Below are 17,384 nucleotides of genomic sequence, written 5' to 3'. Positions count from 1 at the left end.
GAAAGAAACTAATATTTGTCAACAAAAAATAGGCGAATTATACAGCACACAACACCATTGCACAAATATAAACTGCACAACGTCCACACATAAAAGTGCCCCGGATCAGAATCGAACTGACGACACCCACTTTAGGAGAGTGGTGCTCTATCCACTGAGCTACCGAGGCAACAAATGGCAATTATACACTATGGCGTGTCACTGCGGCGCGCAGCAGAAACGGCAGAAACAGTGCAAGGGTGAGTAGTTTATGCCGCTTTTTCGCAAGAATCCGACCAAAACGACTCAGTCGCGAGTAGTTTATGCCGCCTGAGCGCATAATCAGCGAGTGCTAATCCTCAAGATTCGATTGCGTGCCAGCCGTAGCTGCCGTCGCCGATTGTTCCGCTTGTGCCGCGTCCAACTTAGCGCGAACCGTGGCAAGCAAACCCTGCGCGCGCTTTGCCAGCGCCTCGCCAATCTCCCACTGACGCATGGACTGATCTAGTGTCAAACCGCCAGCTTCCAACGCTTGAACCGCCTGAACCAGCTTTTCGCGAGCCTCTTCGTACGGCATCGTCTCAATCGCAGCGCGCTCTTCTTTCGTAAGTGTGCTTGCAAATTCTGTGTTTTCTGCTGATTCTTCCGCTTTTTTCGTTACTTTCTCACTCATATCTAACCTTTCGTTGTATCTAAATAAATATCTAAAATATCTAAAAAATTACTTACTTGACTTTTTACTTGGCTTTATGAAAGCAGACTTAGTAACAGCTGACTTTGTTCCAGTCACCTTGCCAAGAACCACGCCACTTTTAAGCGTAACTGTCATATCGTCGCCAACTTTCGCTAAAGCCGCATCGTCAAGCACTCGCCCACCACTGAGCTGCACAACAGCGTACCCGCGATTCAAAGTCGATTGCGGACTTAGCGCAGTCAAGCTCGCGTGAGCCTTCTCAACAGTCAAACTCGCGTCGTCAAGAAGTCGCACCAAACCGTGACGCATTCGCTCAACAGCCTGCTCAACCAAACGCTCGTGCGGCTCAAGCATAGTGCTCGGGCGCGTAAGGCTCGGGCGATTCGCATAACCTTCAACGAGACGAATCTCATTGTCTACGCGCGCAGAAATTCGCATGCGCATAGTTTGCAACGCGTTATCAATAAGCTGCCACTGCTCGCGTACGTCTGGAACCACGCGCTTTGCAGCATCCGTAGGAGTCGAAGCGCGCATGTCTGCAGCCAAATCAATCAGCGTCCAATCGTCCTCGTGGCCAATTGCAGACACAATCGGAGTTATGCACGCAGCAGTAGCGCGAACCACACCCTCATCTGAAAAACCAATCAAATCTTCAAAGCTTCCACCGCCGCGAGCAACGATAATAACGTCAACTTCTGGATCCGCGTCGAGCTGCTTAATTGCGGCAATAATATCCGCCGGGCACTGCACGCCCTGCACGTGCGCGTGAATAACTTTGAAGCGCGTAACAGGCCAGCGCAAATTCACGTTCGTAATAACATCGCCCTCCGCGCGCGCTTGAGGAGCGCACACGAGACCGACACACTTAGGAAATTCCGGCAGCGGAACCTTATTTTCAGCGTCAAATAAGCCCTCGCCCTTAAGCTTTTTTCGCAACTCGTCAATTTGCGCTTTTAAGTCACCGGCACCGACGCGGCGGATTTCGTCTGCAACGAAGCTTAAGCGCGTGGCTTTTACCCAAATATCCGCCTTGCCGTGAACGACTACGCGGTCACCCTGGCGAAGTTCGCGCGCCTGCTGCACGAAATTGCTGAAGCCCATTACGGAAATCGACACTTCTTCATTACTGTCGCGAAGGGTGATGTAACCGGAAGAAGCGCGGCGCATGTTAATTTCGACGATTTGACCCTCAATCCACGCGGCTGGCCAGCGTTCTACTGCACTGTGGAACTTTTGGCTTAAAACGGCAACAGGCCATGGATTTTCGGCAGTCGTGTCGGCGGCTTTTAGAGGGAGCTGTCGCGGCTGAGCTTGCTGCGGCGTAAGTAGTTGCGGCGATGACTGAACTTGTTGCGACTGCGACTGTGCTAAATTTAGCAGCGGTTGTTGCGACGGTTGCGGCTGTTCAAGCTGGGCATCATCCTGGAATAATTGCGGCATCATATTTGACGAGGTCATGTTTCCAGCTTGACCGCAAAGAAGGACAAACGCGCGCTGCTGCATATGCGTGACGGAGAGATTAGATACGAAAAAACCCAAGCAGTGAAGCTTGGGTTTCGCTTGTGCCCCCTCAGGGATTCGAACCCTGGACACGCTGATTAAGAGTCAGCTGCTCTAACCAACTGAGCTAAAGGGGCGTTGGTTATCTTGGCTCGTTTCGCGAACCGAGTAACTACTATACTCAGAATGAGCTTGCACGCAAGCCGGCGTGTCGCATTGCTGCGCTCAGGCAGGTCGTTTGCGCAACTTACGCAAGATTTTGCGCGAAACCGCCAGCAAATGCCTGCCTTGCACACTACTCACACCATTCTTCTTTCGCAACGACGCAATCAGCATCATCGCCATCAACACCGCAGACATCACCATCGATATCACAAACAACGTCATCCACAACGACCACTGCATATGGTCGCCCGGCACGTTAGCAGGATCCGGCAACACACGATACCCCGTCACGAGCAGCCTGTGCGTGTTAACTCCATACGGGGTACACGTAATCAGCGTCGCCAAGTCGCGCCCCTTTTCGCGCCGCAACAAACGAATATCGTTCGGCTCCACCACATTTATGCGAAACACTCTGTATCGAAGAGTCTTGCCTTGCACGTCAAAGTAGAAGTAATCACCTTTTTTCAGCGTGTTTAAATCGTCGAACATTGTGGCATCCGGCATACCCGTATGCGCCGTCACAACCGTGTGCCTGCTTTTGCCGCCCACCGGCAAATCCGTGCCGTACAAATGCCCCGCTCCCATCGCGAGAGTATCTTGAGTAGTTCCATGGTAAATCGGCAGCCTCACGTCAATTTTCGGTATTTTCACAACGCCTTCAGCATCGACATCACTAAGCACTTTTTCGTACTCTTTATATTCGGGAGTGTCCATGTAGTCGTTATTGCCGTTATACGGGTCCGCGCTAATAATCGCCTTGTGGCGAGCGTTGTATTCACGCGCTTTTCCCAAAATTTCCGCGCGATTTTCTTTAGTCTTTTCCTTATTTAATTTATCGTACTAGATTGAGAGTTCTTTGGCAGCGTGATTGTTGACCAAAGTAGAAACCACAGGATAGCTGAAACACAAAACGCCAATAGTAACAAGCGCAATCAGCTCAGCCAGCTTGCGAAGTGTGGACATTGGTTTTGGGGAAGATTGCTCTTGTGATGATGAAGATTACGAAGACTGCGTAGACTGCGCAGATTCAGTATTTTCGGAAGATGCAGCGATTCCAGAGCTTGCGGAAGATTCCGCACTTTTGGAGGACTTATTAGCGCGCATACGAGTCAGCCGCTTAAATAGCGCGCGAGCAGACTCTGCAAAATCAGCTAGCTTCATGATTCCTCCACTAATAAGAAAGGAGCAAAGAGCACTCCCACCTTACTAGAAGATGAAAGTGCTCTTTGTTTATTTATTTTTGTTTATTTATTTACTTATTTTGTTTATTTACTTGCTTACATGCGCATGATGGCGGCGAGTTTTAAACGTTACAGCACCGCTTGCAAGCAGCACCATAAACGTCACAATCATGCCAATCACACTGCTGCCAGTCATCGCCAAGTCAGAAGTCATCTTCTTGGCGGCAGACTTAGCGGCAGCCTGCTCCTTTTCAGCAGCCTTCTGCTTTGCAGCAGCGTTAGCATTCGCAGCACCTGCGTTGCCACTTTCGCTGGAGGCATTTCCGTCTGTACCAACGTAAGTAGTGCCAGTAAATGTGCCAAATCCAGAACCAGCACCTAATCCGTTGCCGAATCCAGTACCAGAATGAAGCTCCGAATACTTCAGGTTAATCTCTGCATCTGTTTCATCGGACGCTGTAGCATTCTCAGCAATAACCCACACGTTAGCCCAAGCAAGCTGCTCACCTTTATCGTTAAGCAAAACAATCGTATGCTTACCGAAGTAGCCAGCTGGAATCACAACATTAAACTGAGGTTGACCATTCTTATCCAAAGTTACTTTCACATACTTAGATCCATCTGCGCCCTTCAATAACACAGGCGAAGAATACATGTAAGCATAAGCGTAAGCAACCTTGTTTTTCTTAAGTTCCTTGATGAACTTGCTCATGGCAGAAGAGACCTTAGTCTTGTGAGACTTAGAGTCAGCATCACCCTTAGCAGGAGCATCCATGCCAGCGAAATACAACTTCACAGGATTGCTCTTACCAGCACGAACAACATCATTCATATGTTCACCAGCAACAAGGATTCCCTTAAGTGACTGATCTAGCTTTGCGATAGATTCAGGAGCTTTAGGTGCTGGAGTTGAGACGGAAGGAGGATTGACAGTTACAGAGGAGGAACCATGATCGTTCCCATGACCATCATTCGACTTCTTTTCAACGACGAATTCTGCGGAAGTATTCTTCGTTGCAACGTTACCAGCATAATCAACAGCTTCAACTGTGATTAAGTGCTTTCCGGCAGAAAGTGAATTGAAATCAACATCTACCTTCAGCGGATCCTTCAGATCTTTCAGATCGGCAAAAGTAGCATCGTAAGGATTATTCTTACTCAGCTTAATATCCGTTTCTTTAAGACCATTACTTGCATGATTTACTTCTTTACCATCAATCTTCACTCGCAATAACTTCAAATGATCATCTTTAGCTGTTACAGAAATCTTACGATTTGCTTCAACATGATCATTGTCCTTTATTCCAAGTGTCACAGAAGGAGCATCCTTATCAACAACAACAGGAGCACGACCATACAGTGCGCTAGACATCTGATCGATGGCTTGGATTAATACAAACTCTCCATTTTTAACTTCAACATCTCTATCGAAGCTCTGAGCATTAGTTTCTTTGCCTTTAGAATCAGTACTGAAGTTGTCTGAAGCAATAAGATTATTAATCTTAAGAGTATAGCCAGCAAAATCATCACTAATAACACCCTTGAATTTCACAGTGTCATTATTAGTAAATATTCTGCCGCCATACAACTTTGGAGTACTAAACATTACTTCTGGAGCCTGTCTGTCGAAGTAGAAAGCAACTGGAGTGTCTAATACCACATCACTTCCCTCTTTGACAATCATCCTAAAGTCATTTATTCCAGGATGCATTGGCAGAGTTACCGTGAATGTAGAATCAGCATTTGCATTAGTGGACTTAGTGATTGTTGCAGCTATAGGATCAAAATCCTCATACCCCGAACCATCATCTTTAACTCGATTAGCTTTTGTAAATAGCATTTCTGTAGCTTTGTTACTTACTTTGCCTTTTGCAGTAAATGAATTGAGCGAAGTACCACTATTTCCAGGAACAATCCAGTTGTATGATTCTAAGCCGTTAGCATTACTCAGTGAAATATTATAAAGCTTTGGCTTTGTTGGTATAACGCGATTAGCAAAACCTACATTCTGAGTAGCTGTGTTAACTCCATCACTAGCAACCAAGGTAACTGAATATGTACTAGCAGATGGAGTAACTTTTACAGTAAATGAGCCATCAGTAGCAACATTTACAGGCTCTTCCACTTGTTCAGTCTGGACTTCACCGCCAACAACCTCATCCTTACTATACTTAACAGTAAGCGTGAGCTTCTGCTTTGGAGTAGTATCGTCCTTAACTTCACCTTTAACTTCTACTGCACCATTTTGGTCAATTGTTACATTCCCGTTACTATCTGCATTAGTTAGTTTAATTGTTGGTGCATTTTCGTCGAAATTAGTTACAAGAGTTTCAACCACTTCTTTATTATCAGAACCTTTTGCCTTAACTTTTATTGTATTAGCACCTGATTTAATAGGAGCAGTAAAGCTAAATTCAGAATCATCTGTCTTAACAGCTAATTCTTCTTCTGCTTCAGTTCCTGATTGAACATAAGCTTTCACATCCTTGCAACCATCAGCAATACGTCCAGAGATTTCGATGCTGTATTTATCAACACCGTTATCTTTTTTAGCAGTGACATCCTTAATGCCAATATTCTTAAGATTAACCTCATTATTTATGAGAATCTTTTTATTAGCAAATCCCTTAAACACTTTGGAAGTATTGGTTTCATTGAAACCTCCATCATGCAAACTGACATTGACGTAATAAGCATCCTTACCTACATTAACTTTGCAAGTGCGAGTATAGCCATTTGCGTCATGAGTTTCACTGCAGTCCTTCTCATCAACCTTGATATAATCACTGTTACCATTAACTCTTACACCTGGTTCACTCAATGTTTCACTTAACTCATCATGAGCTGTAATGGTAATTTCACCATCTTTATCAGGTTCGCTAATTGTAACGGTTGGAGCTTTAGTATCAAGGTTAAAATGCATATCAGTCGTCTGGCACATATCCTTAGTCAAGCAAGCTTTTACTCGATAAATATATTTGCCATCAGGAAGCTTCTTATTCCAATGCGCGATATCAGTAGATGTCTTATCATAAATAGTTCCATCAAATTCAACAGAACTATTTAATGCTCTTGGATCGCGTAATAATTCTGAGAAATTAGAACGAGAAACGTCATGTTCCTCTCCTACTTCTGCAACAGTCTTACCAGAATTATCCAAAACAGAATACTGTATTAGACTTGCATTACGGAATAATGCTAGTGATGGTCGTATCTTATCAAATAACTCATCACCATTTGGAGAAAATTCTAAATGATCAGGAGCTTCATCATTAACTTGCACATCACCAAAATAACTTTCAGCAATAAGCGAAGTAGTCATATTAATTGCATTTTTAAGATACTCTTCACCAGGCTTTACAAGAATTGGTTCCTTATCCCAATTGCCAACAAAGCCAAGATATGGAACAGCCAAATCTGGTTCCCCAGAGGTCTTTGAAGTAAAACGCGCCCAACCTTCAACATAATGGTCGCGAGTCACGTCTGGAGTTAATGTAAACTCTACTTCCTTTTCTGACTTAGGATCTACTGTAACCGTATTAGTCGAAGAAGCTAATGTTTCTGAGCTAATAGAGGTAGTCGTTTCTGCATTAGCATTATTAGATTCATTAACAACATTTTGTTTAGGAACTTCATAAGTTACAGCCTTATCTCCATAATTATGCAGTTTAACAGTGAACTTACGATCTCCATTAACCTGGCGTAGAGCCACGTACGAATTGCCATTGACTGTTGCAATCACGTTAGTAGCAACAGCTTTATCAACCTGAGCTAATCCAGCGCCGATTTGACGAGGAGCAAATGGTACATTGCTGGAATTATTGAGAATCTCAGCCGTATTCATCAAGGCTTGTTCAACACGAGTAGCACGATCTTTAGCAGAAAGCTCAGGGAAGCGCTTCTTATAGCTTTCCATCACCAAAGCTGAAAGACCGGAAACGTTTGGAGCAGCCATAGAAGTACCAGACATATTAGTGTACTTGTTGTTGTTCTGAGTAGACCACACGTTACCGCCGATGCCAGCAATATGAGGCTTAAAATCAAGTTCTGGCGTTGGACCCCAAGAAGTAAAGCTAGAAGGATGCAACTTATCAGGATTTGCAATGCCCATTGTCTTATCAGAGAAGGAAACCTTAACTGTACCACTTGCATTAGCTTTGAGTGCATCAACAATCTTTAAAGCATCTTCACGACGAATTGATGCTCCAAAGCATGTGAACTTATCAACTCCAGCCATGCCAAGGAACTGTGCCGAATCGCCAGCTTTGTTATAAACGATTACACCATCAGCACCCTTATCAATAGCATTCTGGAATTTTTCACTAAATGCTATTGCGCCACGTTCAACTAAAGCGTACTTTCCATGAAGATCCAAATCCTTAACTTCATCTTTTTTGCCAAGACCGATATTCACAATCTCATGTTCTTTACCATCAGCTTTTCCTGAGGCTATAGAGTAAGGAATCTCAGTTGTTTTATTAGCTTTATCCGTATATGAACCAGCGGTTTGAATAATATAAGAATTTTCTACAGAAGCAACGCTGAAAGCAGAAGGATAAGAAGACGGTGAACCAAGAGTTGCATCATCCCACTTTCCTAATGCATCATTAGTTCCTCCAGATGTAGAGAAGCTTAAACCGGAGTTTCCTGCAGAAATAACTGGAAGCACACCAGCTTCGCGAGCCTTCTTTAAAGCGAGAGATGTAGCATTAGAAGTTCCACCAAAACCGTTATCTGAGCCGAGAGACATGTTAATAACGTCCGCATGAAGCTTTACAGAATCCTCAATTGCAGCAACTATATCAGCATCACGAGCTCCGTGCGCTCCCGGCTTATTTGAAAATACTTTCATTGCAAGTAACTGAGCATTTGGAGCAATGCCGTTAATATGACCGTTTTTATCAGCTGGCTTATTCTCATCATCACCATTAGCTGCCACAATACCAGCTACGTGCATGCCATGCTGCTCTGCACCACTATCTGTAATAGTGTAGTTTTCATCAGCATAGTTGAATCCAGCAGGAACTTTATTAGTGAACTTTACACCATTAGACGGGAATGTGTCCTTAATCTTACGAGCTTTTTCAGCTTTGAAATCAAGCTTCATATCATGGTGACTTGGATCGATGCCCGTATCGATAATAGCCACAAGCATCCCAGTTCCATCAAGTCCACGCTTCTTAAATTCTTCATTTACACCCTGCAAACCGCGAGCATAATTTTCAAGAGGATAATACAAACGTTCTTTTGCAACAGAAGCTACTTCATGTTCATGACGTAAAGCCGCAACTTTCTTAGCTGGTAATGTTGCTTCAAAACCATTCATCAGGTAACCAAATTGGCGACGTACTGTCATGCCATATTTTGAAGACCATTTTCCAATAAGACGATTCTGGTCAACTTTATTACTGTCTTCAGCTTGTTTCGAAGGAAGTTTTGGCTGTTTCTTCAAAGTAACGATAACAGTAACAGGCTTATTAGAAGTACCAGTCCTATTAAATGGATTATTAACTATTCTGCTAACAATCTTAGGATCAAGATATTTAGTAGTTTTATTCTTCTTATTCTTATTCTTTTGATTTACAACTTGTGCGAGATTATTGTTCTCAGCACTATTGTCTTTAGCATTTGCTGTACCAAGCGGTACCATAAGCGCCGCCGCAGCCACGCCTAATGCTGCTAAACGAGTCAGATATGACGTTCGTTTGAACTTCATAAACATACTCTCCTTCAAAATGGTGGTTGTTATCCCGGAAAAATTTCGGTTTTAGCTATCACAAACTCATGCCAGCTGCCAAAATCTTTCATACTGGCTGCCAAAATTTTTCATGCGGGTGTAAATATTTTTGTTACTCTGGTTTGAATCATTTCCGCTAAATATCGCATAAGAGATATACCCCCCCCCCATGCAAACAGCAAATAATGGTGTATTTTTGCAAGTGCAACAAAATATTTTTCATATACTCTAGCACTTGTTTAAAGAGAAAAAATTTTTTTAACTTGTTAATTTAGCAAATAAAATTTGAAAAATTTGTATTTAGGATAGAAAAAATGGCTAAATTACGCCATTTCCTCGCAAACACTTTTCCACAAGTAACATGTAAAAAATCTGTAGTTAACATATAATTTACAGAATTTTTTAACAACCTTGCATTTTGACAATGTTTTTTAAAAAAATATTGCTGGTTTACCAACTAATGTTAGTGCGTTGTGCAATATAAACCGTAAATTTTTCAGCCAACCGACGATATGCGCAACTGACCGAAACTTTACACGGTGAGAGCGTTACCTCGATTTGAGCAAAAACCCACCAAAGACCTCCAAACACGGGCGCGACGACTTGCTTGAGCGCAGCATTGCGCGCGCTCAGGCAGGCAGTTCGCGCAACTTACGCATTTGCTTTCATACCGTTTACTTCATCAACACCAATCATCAGTATTAATCATCAACACCAATCATCAGTTCCAAATATTTATTAGCAGCTTTACGTATTTTTGAGGGATCAATCCATCCAGTTGTAAACGACTTATTAACCGCATGAAGTAGCGTAAACAGTGCGTTCGTAAGATTCCTCTTTCCCCTAGCTATGTTATATAAATTATCAAAATGAGCTGCTTTATTCCTAATCTCTTTAATATAAATAAGATTTTTTGCTATTATTCTTCTATCCTCATCGTACTCTTTATTCATTTTTGAACAGTTCACAAATGGAAACGCATTGCCTACAGCATCTTTCCAAAGTTTTTGTTGAATGCGATTGCTATTTTTTGTTTCCGAAGATCCAACAAGCTTTACCCATGTTCCCCACATGAGTTTAGATAAAATGTCATCATGATTTACGCTTCTACCATCATGCGAGTGAACTGCAATTTCTCTCGCTTGCTTGATTTGATTTTCAATCAAATCTTTAACCAAATCTGGCGTATACAGAGGATTGGTCCATTCCTCATTTTGCTTTTCTTTCAACGCAAGTTTACGAAGTTCTAAATCAATTGAATTACGCACGCATATTTCTACGTATCCAATCTGCTCATGCAATATTCCTGCTAATTCATGATTCGATTTGCATATAAGCATAGCTGTACCTAAATCATTATTTGCATCGCGCATATAACGATTAAATCTAGCCACGCCACAAAATTGTTGCGCTTCTTGCAAAGTAAAAAATGTATTAGCAGACATGAAAATATTGTACATTATTGCACATTTAGTTTGACATTCGCCACGAAATATAACATGACAAACGCAAATTCTAAGGGGATGTGGTAGACTCTAATTTACCTGTGTAGGTTGCTCCTACACGTGATTTCATTGAGCTCTTGTTTGTTTAGAACAAGAGCTCAGTTGTTTTTGGATGGTGGGTTTACTAAACGTAGGTTTGTGTGGTACTCCAAAAGCGAGGAAAGTTTCTCACATTTGGAGGGTTTTAGGTTGTGTTTTGCTCCAAATACGGGGAACTTGTCTCGCATTTGGAGAGCGAACGAGTATCCACGTGAATGAATGATGAAGCAAATTAATATGTAAAACAAACTATGGATTATTCTCCAAAATATATTACATACAAAAAGAGCACTCCCATCTTACTAGAAGATGAAAAGTGCTCTTTGTTTATTTATGTTATTTACTTATTTTGTTTATTTACTTGCTTGTGTGCGTATGATGGCGGCGAGTTTTAAACGTTACAGCACCGCTTGCAAGCAATACCATAAACGTCACAACCATGCCAATCACACTGCTACCAGTCATCGCCAAATCAGAAGTCATCTTCTTGGCGGCAGACTTAGCGTCAGCCTGCTCCTTTTCAGCAGCCTTCTGCTTTGCAGCAGCGTTGCCAGATGCAGCACCTGCGTTGCCATTGGAAGAACTTGCGTTGCCATTGGCAGCGGCATCGCCGGATGCAGCGGATGCGCCCGCATTAGTAGAATCCGCATCATCCTTTGAGGACGACTCCGAATTATTACTGGAATTACCTCCAGTAGTAAAGGATTTTCCACCATGATTACCGCCGTGGTTAGAGCTGTGGCTACCGCCATGATTACCACCGCGGCTATTATTGTTGGTATCACCGCTGGCATTACCGCTAGTATTACCGCTAGTATTACCGCTTGCATTACCGCTAGTGCTGCCACCGTTGTTGCCACTACCGTTACCGTGGCCCGTGCTTCCACCTTCGCTATTACCAGTATTACCAGAGTTGCCAGTATTACCAACATTACCGCTACCATTCTGGTTCTGATTATTCTTATTATCAGAATCAGTTTGGCTGCCACTATCAGAAGAAGCAGAGGAAGATACAGATACCTCTCCAGAAGCAATCTGGTTACCATTTGCATCCATAAGTAAGATTGTGTGCTTACCTGAATATCCGCTAGGAATCAAAGCCTTGAAATAGTACTTACCGTTCTCACCAGTACGCACTGTCACATATTCATGACCATCTTCACCCTTAAGATCCTTAGGATCAGAGTAAATGAACGCATACATGCGAGCATCGGCTTTGGCTTCCTTCAAAGCTTTAGGCTGTCCAGAAACATAAATCTTTACTTCCTTTCCAGCTGTAACATTCTTGGTTTCTAAGCCAGCAAGAGACTTTAGGATCTTTTCTGTAGAAGCAGGAGGAATTGGGGCAGAATCAGTTTGAGTTGATTCATTCTTAGTTCCTGGTTTACTTGGCTTAGACGGATCCTCGCCAGGCTTCTTTGAATCTTGACCAGGCTTAGACGGATCCTCGCCAGGTTTCACACCATGCTTCACTTTGAATGTATATGCAGTAGCTCCCTTTGCATTATCACTTGTGGCGCTTGCTGTATTACCGGCAAAATCGGTCGCCTCAATGGTGATAGTGTGAGAACCATCAGTCAACTTCTTAGTAGGAATCTTCAACGTTAATGTTGTAGAACCTGGCTTATCTGGAGTTGGATTATCGTTAACCTTAGAAACATCCACTAATGTGTCCTCTACTGCTGTAGTTGGAAGATAATTTTCTGTATATGCTACTGGATGACCATCAACCATAACGCGCAAAGACTTCAAATTATCATCTGTTGCTTTAACAGTAATTTCGTGACCATCAGTAATTTCTTCACCTTCAGCCAAACCTGCTTCAACAGTAGGATCAACTTCATCAAGAACAACTGGAATCACACCAAGTAAATGAGATTCAACCTGATCACTTAAGTGCAGCAGCAACTTATCACCATTGTCTACTGGAATGTCAGTTGAGAATTGGCGACGAGTTGTTTCTTTACCATTCGTATCCAAAGTGTAGAAATCACCAACGGAATCGTTGTTAATTCGCAAACTTTGACCGAAAGCATCATCCGATACATTTCCACTGAAAGTCACTGTGTCACGATTGGTGAACAACGTGTGACCATACAGTTTTGGAGTATCGAAATGTGCTGTTGGAGACGTAATGTCGAAGTAGAATGCTGCAGGAGTATCGATTACATTCGTTTCATCGTCTTCATCAGCATCTTCGTCAGTTGGTTTAGTGTTCACCTGCAAGCGGAAATCATTTATACCCGGATGCATTGGAAGCTTCACACTAAACTTTCCGTTCTTAATTTCAGCACGCAATGGGTTTGGAGTTACAAGATTTTTAGTTGTAGCATCAAAACGCGAAGCTGGAGTAAACACCACACTAGTCACCTTGGAACTCACATCACCTTGAGCAACAAAGTAATCAGAGCCAATAACGTCTGGACCATAATTCTTCTTATGAATTAACCAAGTATAAGAACCCATAGGTCCAGCGTTAGTAAGCATGAAATCTTTTGTTGCAGCTGTAGGTTTAGGCGTAGGAGTTGAACGACCAGCGAGAGCCAAACCTATAGTTGTAGTGTTTTCAGCAGAATCAGTAGCTACAAGAGTTACCATAACAGCTTTAGCGGCAGGAGTAATAACTGTTTTGAAGTTACCGTCTTTGCCAACAGTTACCACTTCTTCAGTTTCTTTACTAGCTGCAGCTGTATCTGCTTGCTTCACATTTGCATTAATATTCGCTGCTGAAGTTGTATTAGCACCAGAAACAGCTTTAGTAGTAGATTCAGAGGCAGAACCAGAAGCATGATTGTTCACAGAACCAGCAACTGCATTAGCTGCAGTAGTGTTGTCAGCAGCCTTTTGATAATTAAGCGTTAGCTTTACAGTATCTCCAGGAGTATCAGTTACTTTACCAGCAATTGTTACTTTACCATCTGCACTTACAGGCAAATTACCCTTGTTGTCAAGACCATCAACAGTAATCTTAGGTGTTTGTGCATTAAACTTTAAAACAAGTTTCTTATTGCCAATACGGTCACCCTTACTATCAAAAGCTTTAAGCATCACAGTATTTTCACCATTTTTCAGTGGCACAAACGCATAGAAAGTATTCTCACCCTTGCGCTTTTTAGCTAATTTGACTTCCTGCTTTTTACCGCCTTCAGGAGTCACATAAGCTTTTATAGAAGCAACATCTTTAGTGAGATATCCCTCAAGATAGAACTTACCATTAATATCTGGGTCGGTCTTACTTTCTTCTAGAGCATTAGCTTTAATTTGTTGAGAAGTAAGTTTTTGTTCATTTGGAATAATAAACTTCTTGTTCTTCTTAGATTCTTCTGAACCATCCGGTTTCTTCACAGCATATGTGTCGAATACCTTTTTAACCTCAGTTGAATTCATAGCATTGTCTCGAACAAGCACATCTATGTATTGAGCTTCATTACCAATGTGAATAGTCTTGCACACTCGCGTACGAGTTGCTTCATTCAACGGGCATTGAGTGTCTTCATCACCATAGTTCAAGGCATCCTTTACACCAGGAAGATGAATAGTTGGTACGCCAGGATCAGGGCTTAACTCATCACTAATAACAATCTTCACATTGCCGTTAGCATCACGATCAGATACTGTGACTTTAGGTCCATGATTATCGATTGCTACCTTCATGTCATAAGTTTGCCAATCAAACTTATCTCCTAAGCGAGCTTGAATACGATACGTGTACCATCCGTCAGGAAGAATTTCAAATCTACTTGTTTTTGGATTCCACACAGACCCGTCAAAATTTCCGGCTAAGCCATCGGTTGCTCCAACATTAGAAATAGTAGAACGATTCACGTTGTGTTCTGTTCCAAGAACAATCTTAGTTTTATTATGTGAATCCAACACAGAATATTTTACTTCAGATGCACCGCGGAATATAGCCATAGATGGAACAACATAATCCATCCAGCCATCTCTATTTGCAGGTGAAAATTCGCCAAGTACATAAGGCTTCGTTTCATTATTAACCGGAAGTTTACCCATAAAACCAGCTACAGAAAGCAATGATGTCGTAAGATCACTATGGCTTGCACTATAGCTTTCTCCCGGTTTTACCATTATAGGTTCATCGTTCCAATCGCCAACAAAGCCAAGATATGGCACAGAAACATCTGGCTGAGTATCAGTAAGCGATTCAAATCGCGCCCAACCTTCAATATAATGATTGCCTTTAGAACGATTTGGGCTTAACGTAAACTTAACATCAGCGGTTTTGCCAGGCTTTACCGTAACTTCACGCGTTTTTGATTGCAACGTTTCAGTATCACTAATAGAGGTTACTGTATCTTTATTTGCCTCATTAGACTCATTTACAACATCCTGATCTGGGACAGCAAATTTTACTGGATTCTTACCATAATTATGCAAAGTAACTGTAAAGTTGCGATCAGCATTCACGTTTTTAAGAGCAACGTACGAATTGCCGTTGACTGTTGCAATCACGTTAGTAGCAACAGCTTTATTAACCTGCGCTAAACCTGCGCCAACCTGACGAGGAGCATACGGAATCTGCTTACTATCTGCAGAATCTTTATGTCCAATAATACTTGCTGTATTCATTAATGCTTGGCTTACACGAGTAGCCATTTCAGACTTTTTAAGATCAGGGAAACGCTTCTTATAGCTTTCCATCACCAACGCTGAAAGACCGGAAACGTTTGGAGCAGCCATGGAAGTACCAGACATGCTGGTGTACTTATTTCCATTCTGCGTAGACCAAACATTACCACCGATACCAGCAATTTGAGGTTTAAAATCAAATTCTGGAGTTGGACCCCAAGAAGTAAAGCTAGAAGGCTTCCCATCATCCGGATTGGCGATAGTAACGAATTGTTCAGTGAAAGCAATCTTTACTTTCTCACCATTATCTAATGCTTTTTTAATTTCTAATGCATAAGAACGAGGAATAGACGCACCAAAGCAACCTTTGATTTTGTCCAATCCACCCATTCCTATGAATAAGGATGAATCCTTGTCGTGATTGTAAACAATCACACCTTTAGCACCTTTAGAAATCGCATTATTAAACTTTTCAGTAAAACTGATATCGCCACGTTCTACGAGAGCATATTTACCTGTAAGATCAAGATCTTTAACATCAGCTTTAGTAGCTTTTTTAGCATCCACAAGTTCATGCTGAGATAGTGCATCCGTTAAAGAACCAATAGAATAGCTGTACGGCAAAGTATGTGACTTGCCATCTTTTCCAACCCAATTTGCAGACTGCTGAGTAATATTTGAATTTTCTACAGAAGCAACGCTGAAAGCAGAAGGATAAGAAGATGGTGAACCAAGAGTTGCATCATCCCACTTACCTAGAACATCGTCTATGCCACCACTTTCAGAGAAGTTCAAGCCGGAGTTTCCTGCAGAAATAACTGGAAGCACACCAGCTTCGTGAGCCTTCTTTAAAGCGAGAGATGTAGCATTAGAAGTTCCACCAAAACCGTTATCTGATCCGAGAGACATGTTAATAACATCAGCACCAAGCTTTACAGAATCCTCGATTGCAGCAACAATATCAACATCACGAGCACCATGCGAACCCGGCACGTTTGAGAATACTTTCATAGCAAGCAGCTGAGCGTTTGGAGCTATGCCATCAACACGATTATGTTCAGATGCAGGAGCACCAGTCTCATCGCCGTTAGCAGCCACAATACCGGCAACGTGCATACCGTGCTGTTCCGCACCCGAATCTGTGAAATTAGTATTTTCATCAGCGTAATTGAAACCTGCAGGCACTTTGTCAGTAGTGTTGCCTTTACCTGTTGGTTGTAATCGAAGATGCGTCTTAGCTGAAGCATCAAGCTTCATATCTTGGTGAGTTGGATCTATGCCCGTATCGATGATGGAAACCAACATACCAGTGCCATCAAGATGATATTTTTTAAACGCAGCTTGCACACCTTGCAAATTACGTGCAGTATTTTCCATTGGATGATATAAACGTTCTTTTGCGACAGAAACTACACCTGGCTCACGTTTCAAATCTTGAACGTGTTTTTCAGGGAGAGTAGCTTCAAAAGCACTCATTAAATAACCAACTTGGCGACGAACCGTCATATTGTACTTTGACTTTACGCGGTTAATTAAAACATTCTGCTCATGAATGTTGGCTTTTTCGTCATAATTCGTGAGTTTCGGATGATTATTTTTCAACGTAACAACAACAGTCACTTGAGCATTTGAATTTTTATTAAATTGATCTTTTTTACTGTAATTCTCAAAAGCTTTAGCAAGAGTTGGATTAACATGGCGTAAATCTTCTATAGACTTAATCTCACTATTATCTTTTAAAGATGAATCAAGCATCTTAGAGACAAGTGCATTCCCATCTTTTTTAGTTTCATTATCATTTTTTGCAAATGCCGCAGGAACTGTACCAAGCGGCACCATAAGCGTCGCCGCAGCCACGCCTAACGCTGCTAAACGAGTCAGATATGACGTTCGTTTGAACTTCATAAACATACTCTCCTTCAAAATGGTGGTTGTTATCCCGGAAAAATTTCGGTTTTAGCTATCACAAACTCATGCCAGCTGCCAAAATCTTT

At 42.2% G+C, this 17,384-nt stretch carries 5 protein-coding genes, 2 tRNA genes and 1 pseudogene; all 8 read right to left on the bottom strand.

Going from position 1 to position 17,384, the window contains the following annotated elements; all coding sequences use genetic code 11:
- Positions 1-96: 96 nt before the first annotated feature.
- Positions 97-169: transfer RNA gene (locus D0T18_RS04060), tRNA-Arg, on the bottom strand.
- 162 nt (positions 170-331) lie between these two features.
- Positions 332-652 carry an exodeoxyribonuclease VII small subunit gene (locus tag D0T18_RS04055; protein ID WP_004110585.1) on the bottom strand — a complete coding sequence of 107 codons (321 nt, stop codon included), beginning with the start codon at positions 650-652 and terminating at the stop codon, positions 332-334.
- 48 nt (positions 653-700) lie between these two features.
- Complete coding sequence (gene xseA / locus D0T18_RS04050; RefSeq protein ID WP_116440628.1) at positions 701-2,116, bottom strand: exodeoxyribonuclease VII large subunit; 1,416 nt, start codon at positions 2,114-2,116, stop codon at positions 701-703.
- A gap of 120 nt (positions 2,117-2,236) precedes the next feature.
- Positions 2,237-2,310: transfer RNA gene (locus D0T18_RS04045), tRNA-Lys, on the bottom strand.
- 88 nt (positions 2,311-2,398) lie between these two features.
- Positions 2,399-3,499 (bottom strand): annotated as a pseudogene (locus tag D0T18_RS04040) (class C sortase).
- A gap of 108 nt (positions 3,500-3,607) precedes the next feature.
- A complete protein-coding gene (locus D0T18_RS04035) occupies positions 3,608-9,235 on the bottom strand; it encodes a S8 family serine peptidase (RefSeq protein ID WP_116440529.1) in 5,628 nt (1,875 codons plus the stop codon).
- 722 nt (positions 9,236-9,957) lie between these two features.
- A complete protein-coding gene (locus D0T18_RS04030) occupies positions 9,958-10,716 on the bottom strand; it encodes an Abi family protein (RefSeq protein ID WP_102155368.1) in 759 nt (252 codons plus the stop codon).
- A gap of 441 nt (positions 10,717-11,157) precedes the next feature.
- The gene (locus tag D0T18_RS04025; RefSeq protein ID WP_116440528.1) at positions 11,158-17,295 is read right to left on the bottom strand and encodes a S8 family serine peptidase; all 6,138 of its coding nucleotides are present in this window, start codon (positions 17,293-17,295) and stop codon (positions 11,158-11,160) included.
- Positions 17,296-17,384 lie beyond the last annotated feature (89 nt).

Source organism: Gardnerella swidsinskii, from assembly GCF_003397705.1.
GTDB lineage: Bacteria > Actinomycetota > Actinomycetes > Actinomycetales > Bifidobacteriaceae > Bifidobacterium > Bifidobacterium swidsinskii.
This window is presented reverse-complemented; position numbering and strand designations above follow the sequence as displayed.

What these genes read in the sequence shown, in the direction of transcription:
- D0T18_RS04055 (WP_004110585.1), bottom strand. Translation starts at nt 652, where the DNA reads ATGAGTGAGAAAGTAACGAAAAAAGCGGAAGAATCAGCAGAAAACACA.
- xseA (WP_116440628.1), bottom strand. Translation starts at nt 2,116, where the DNA reads ATGATGCCGCAATTATTCCAGGATGATGCCCAGCTTGAACAGCCGCAA.
- D0T18_RS04035 (WP_116440529.1), bottom strand. Translation starts at nt 9,235, where the DNA reads ATGAAGTTCAAACGAACGTCATATCTGACTCGTTTAGCAGCATTAGGC.
- D0T18_RS04030 (WP_102155368.1), bottom strand. Translation starts at nt 10,716, where the DNA reads ATGTACAATATTTTCATGTCTGCTAATACATTTTTTACTTTGCAAGAA.
- D0T18_RS04025 (WP_116440528.1), bottom strand. Translation starts at nt 17,295, where the DNA reads ATGAAGTTCAAACGAACGTCATATCTGACTCGTTTAGCAGCGTTAGGC.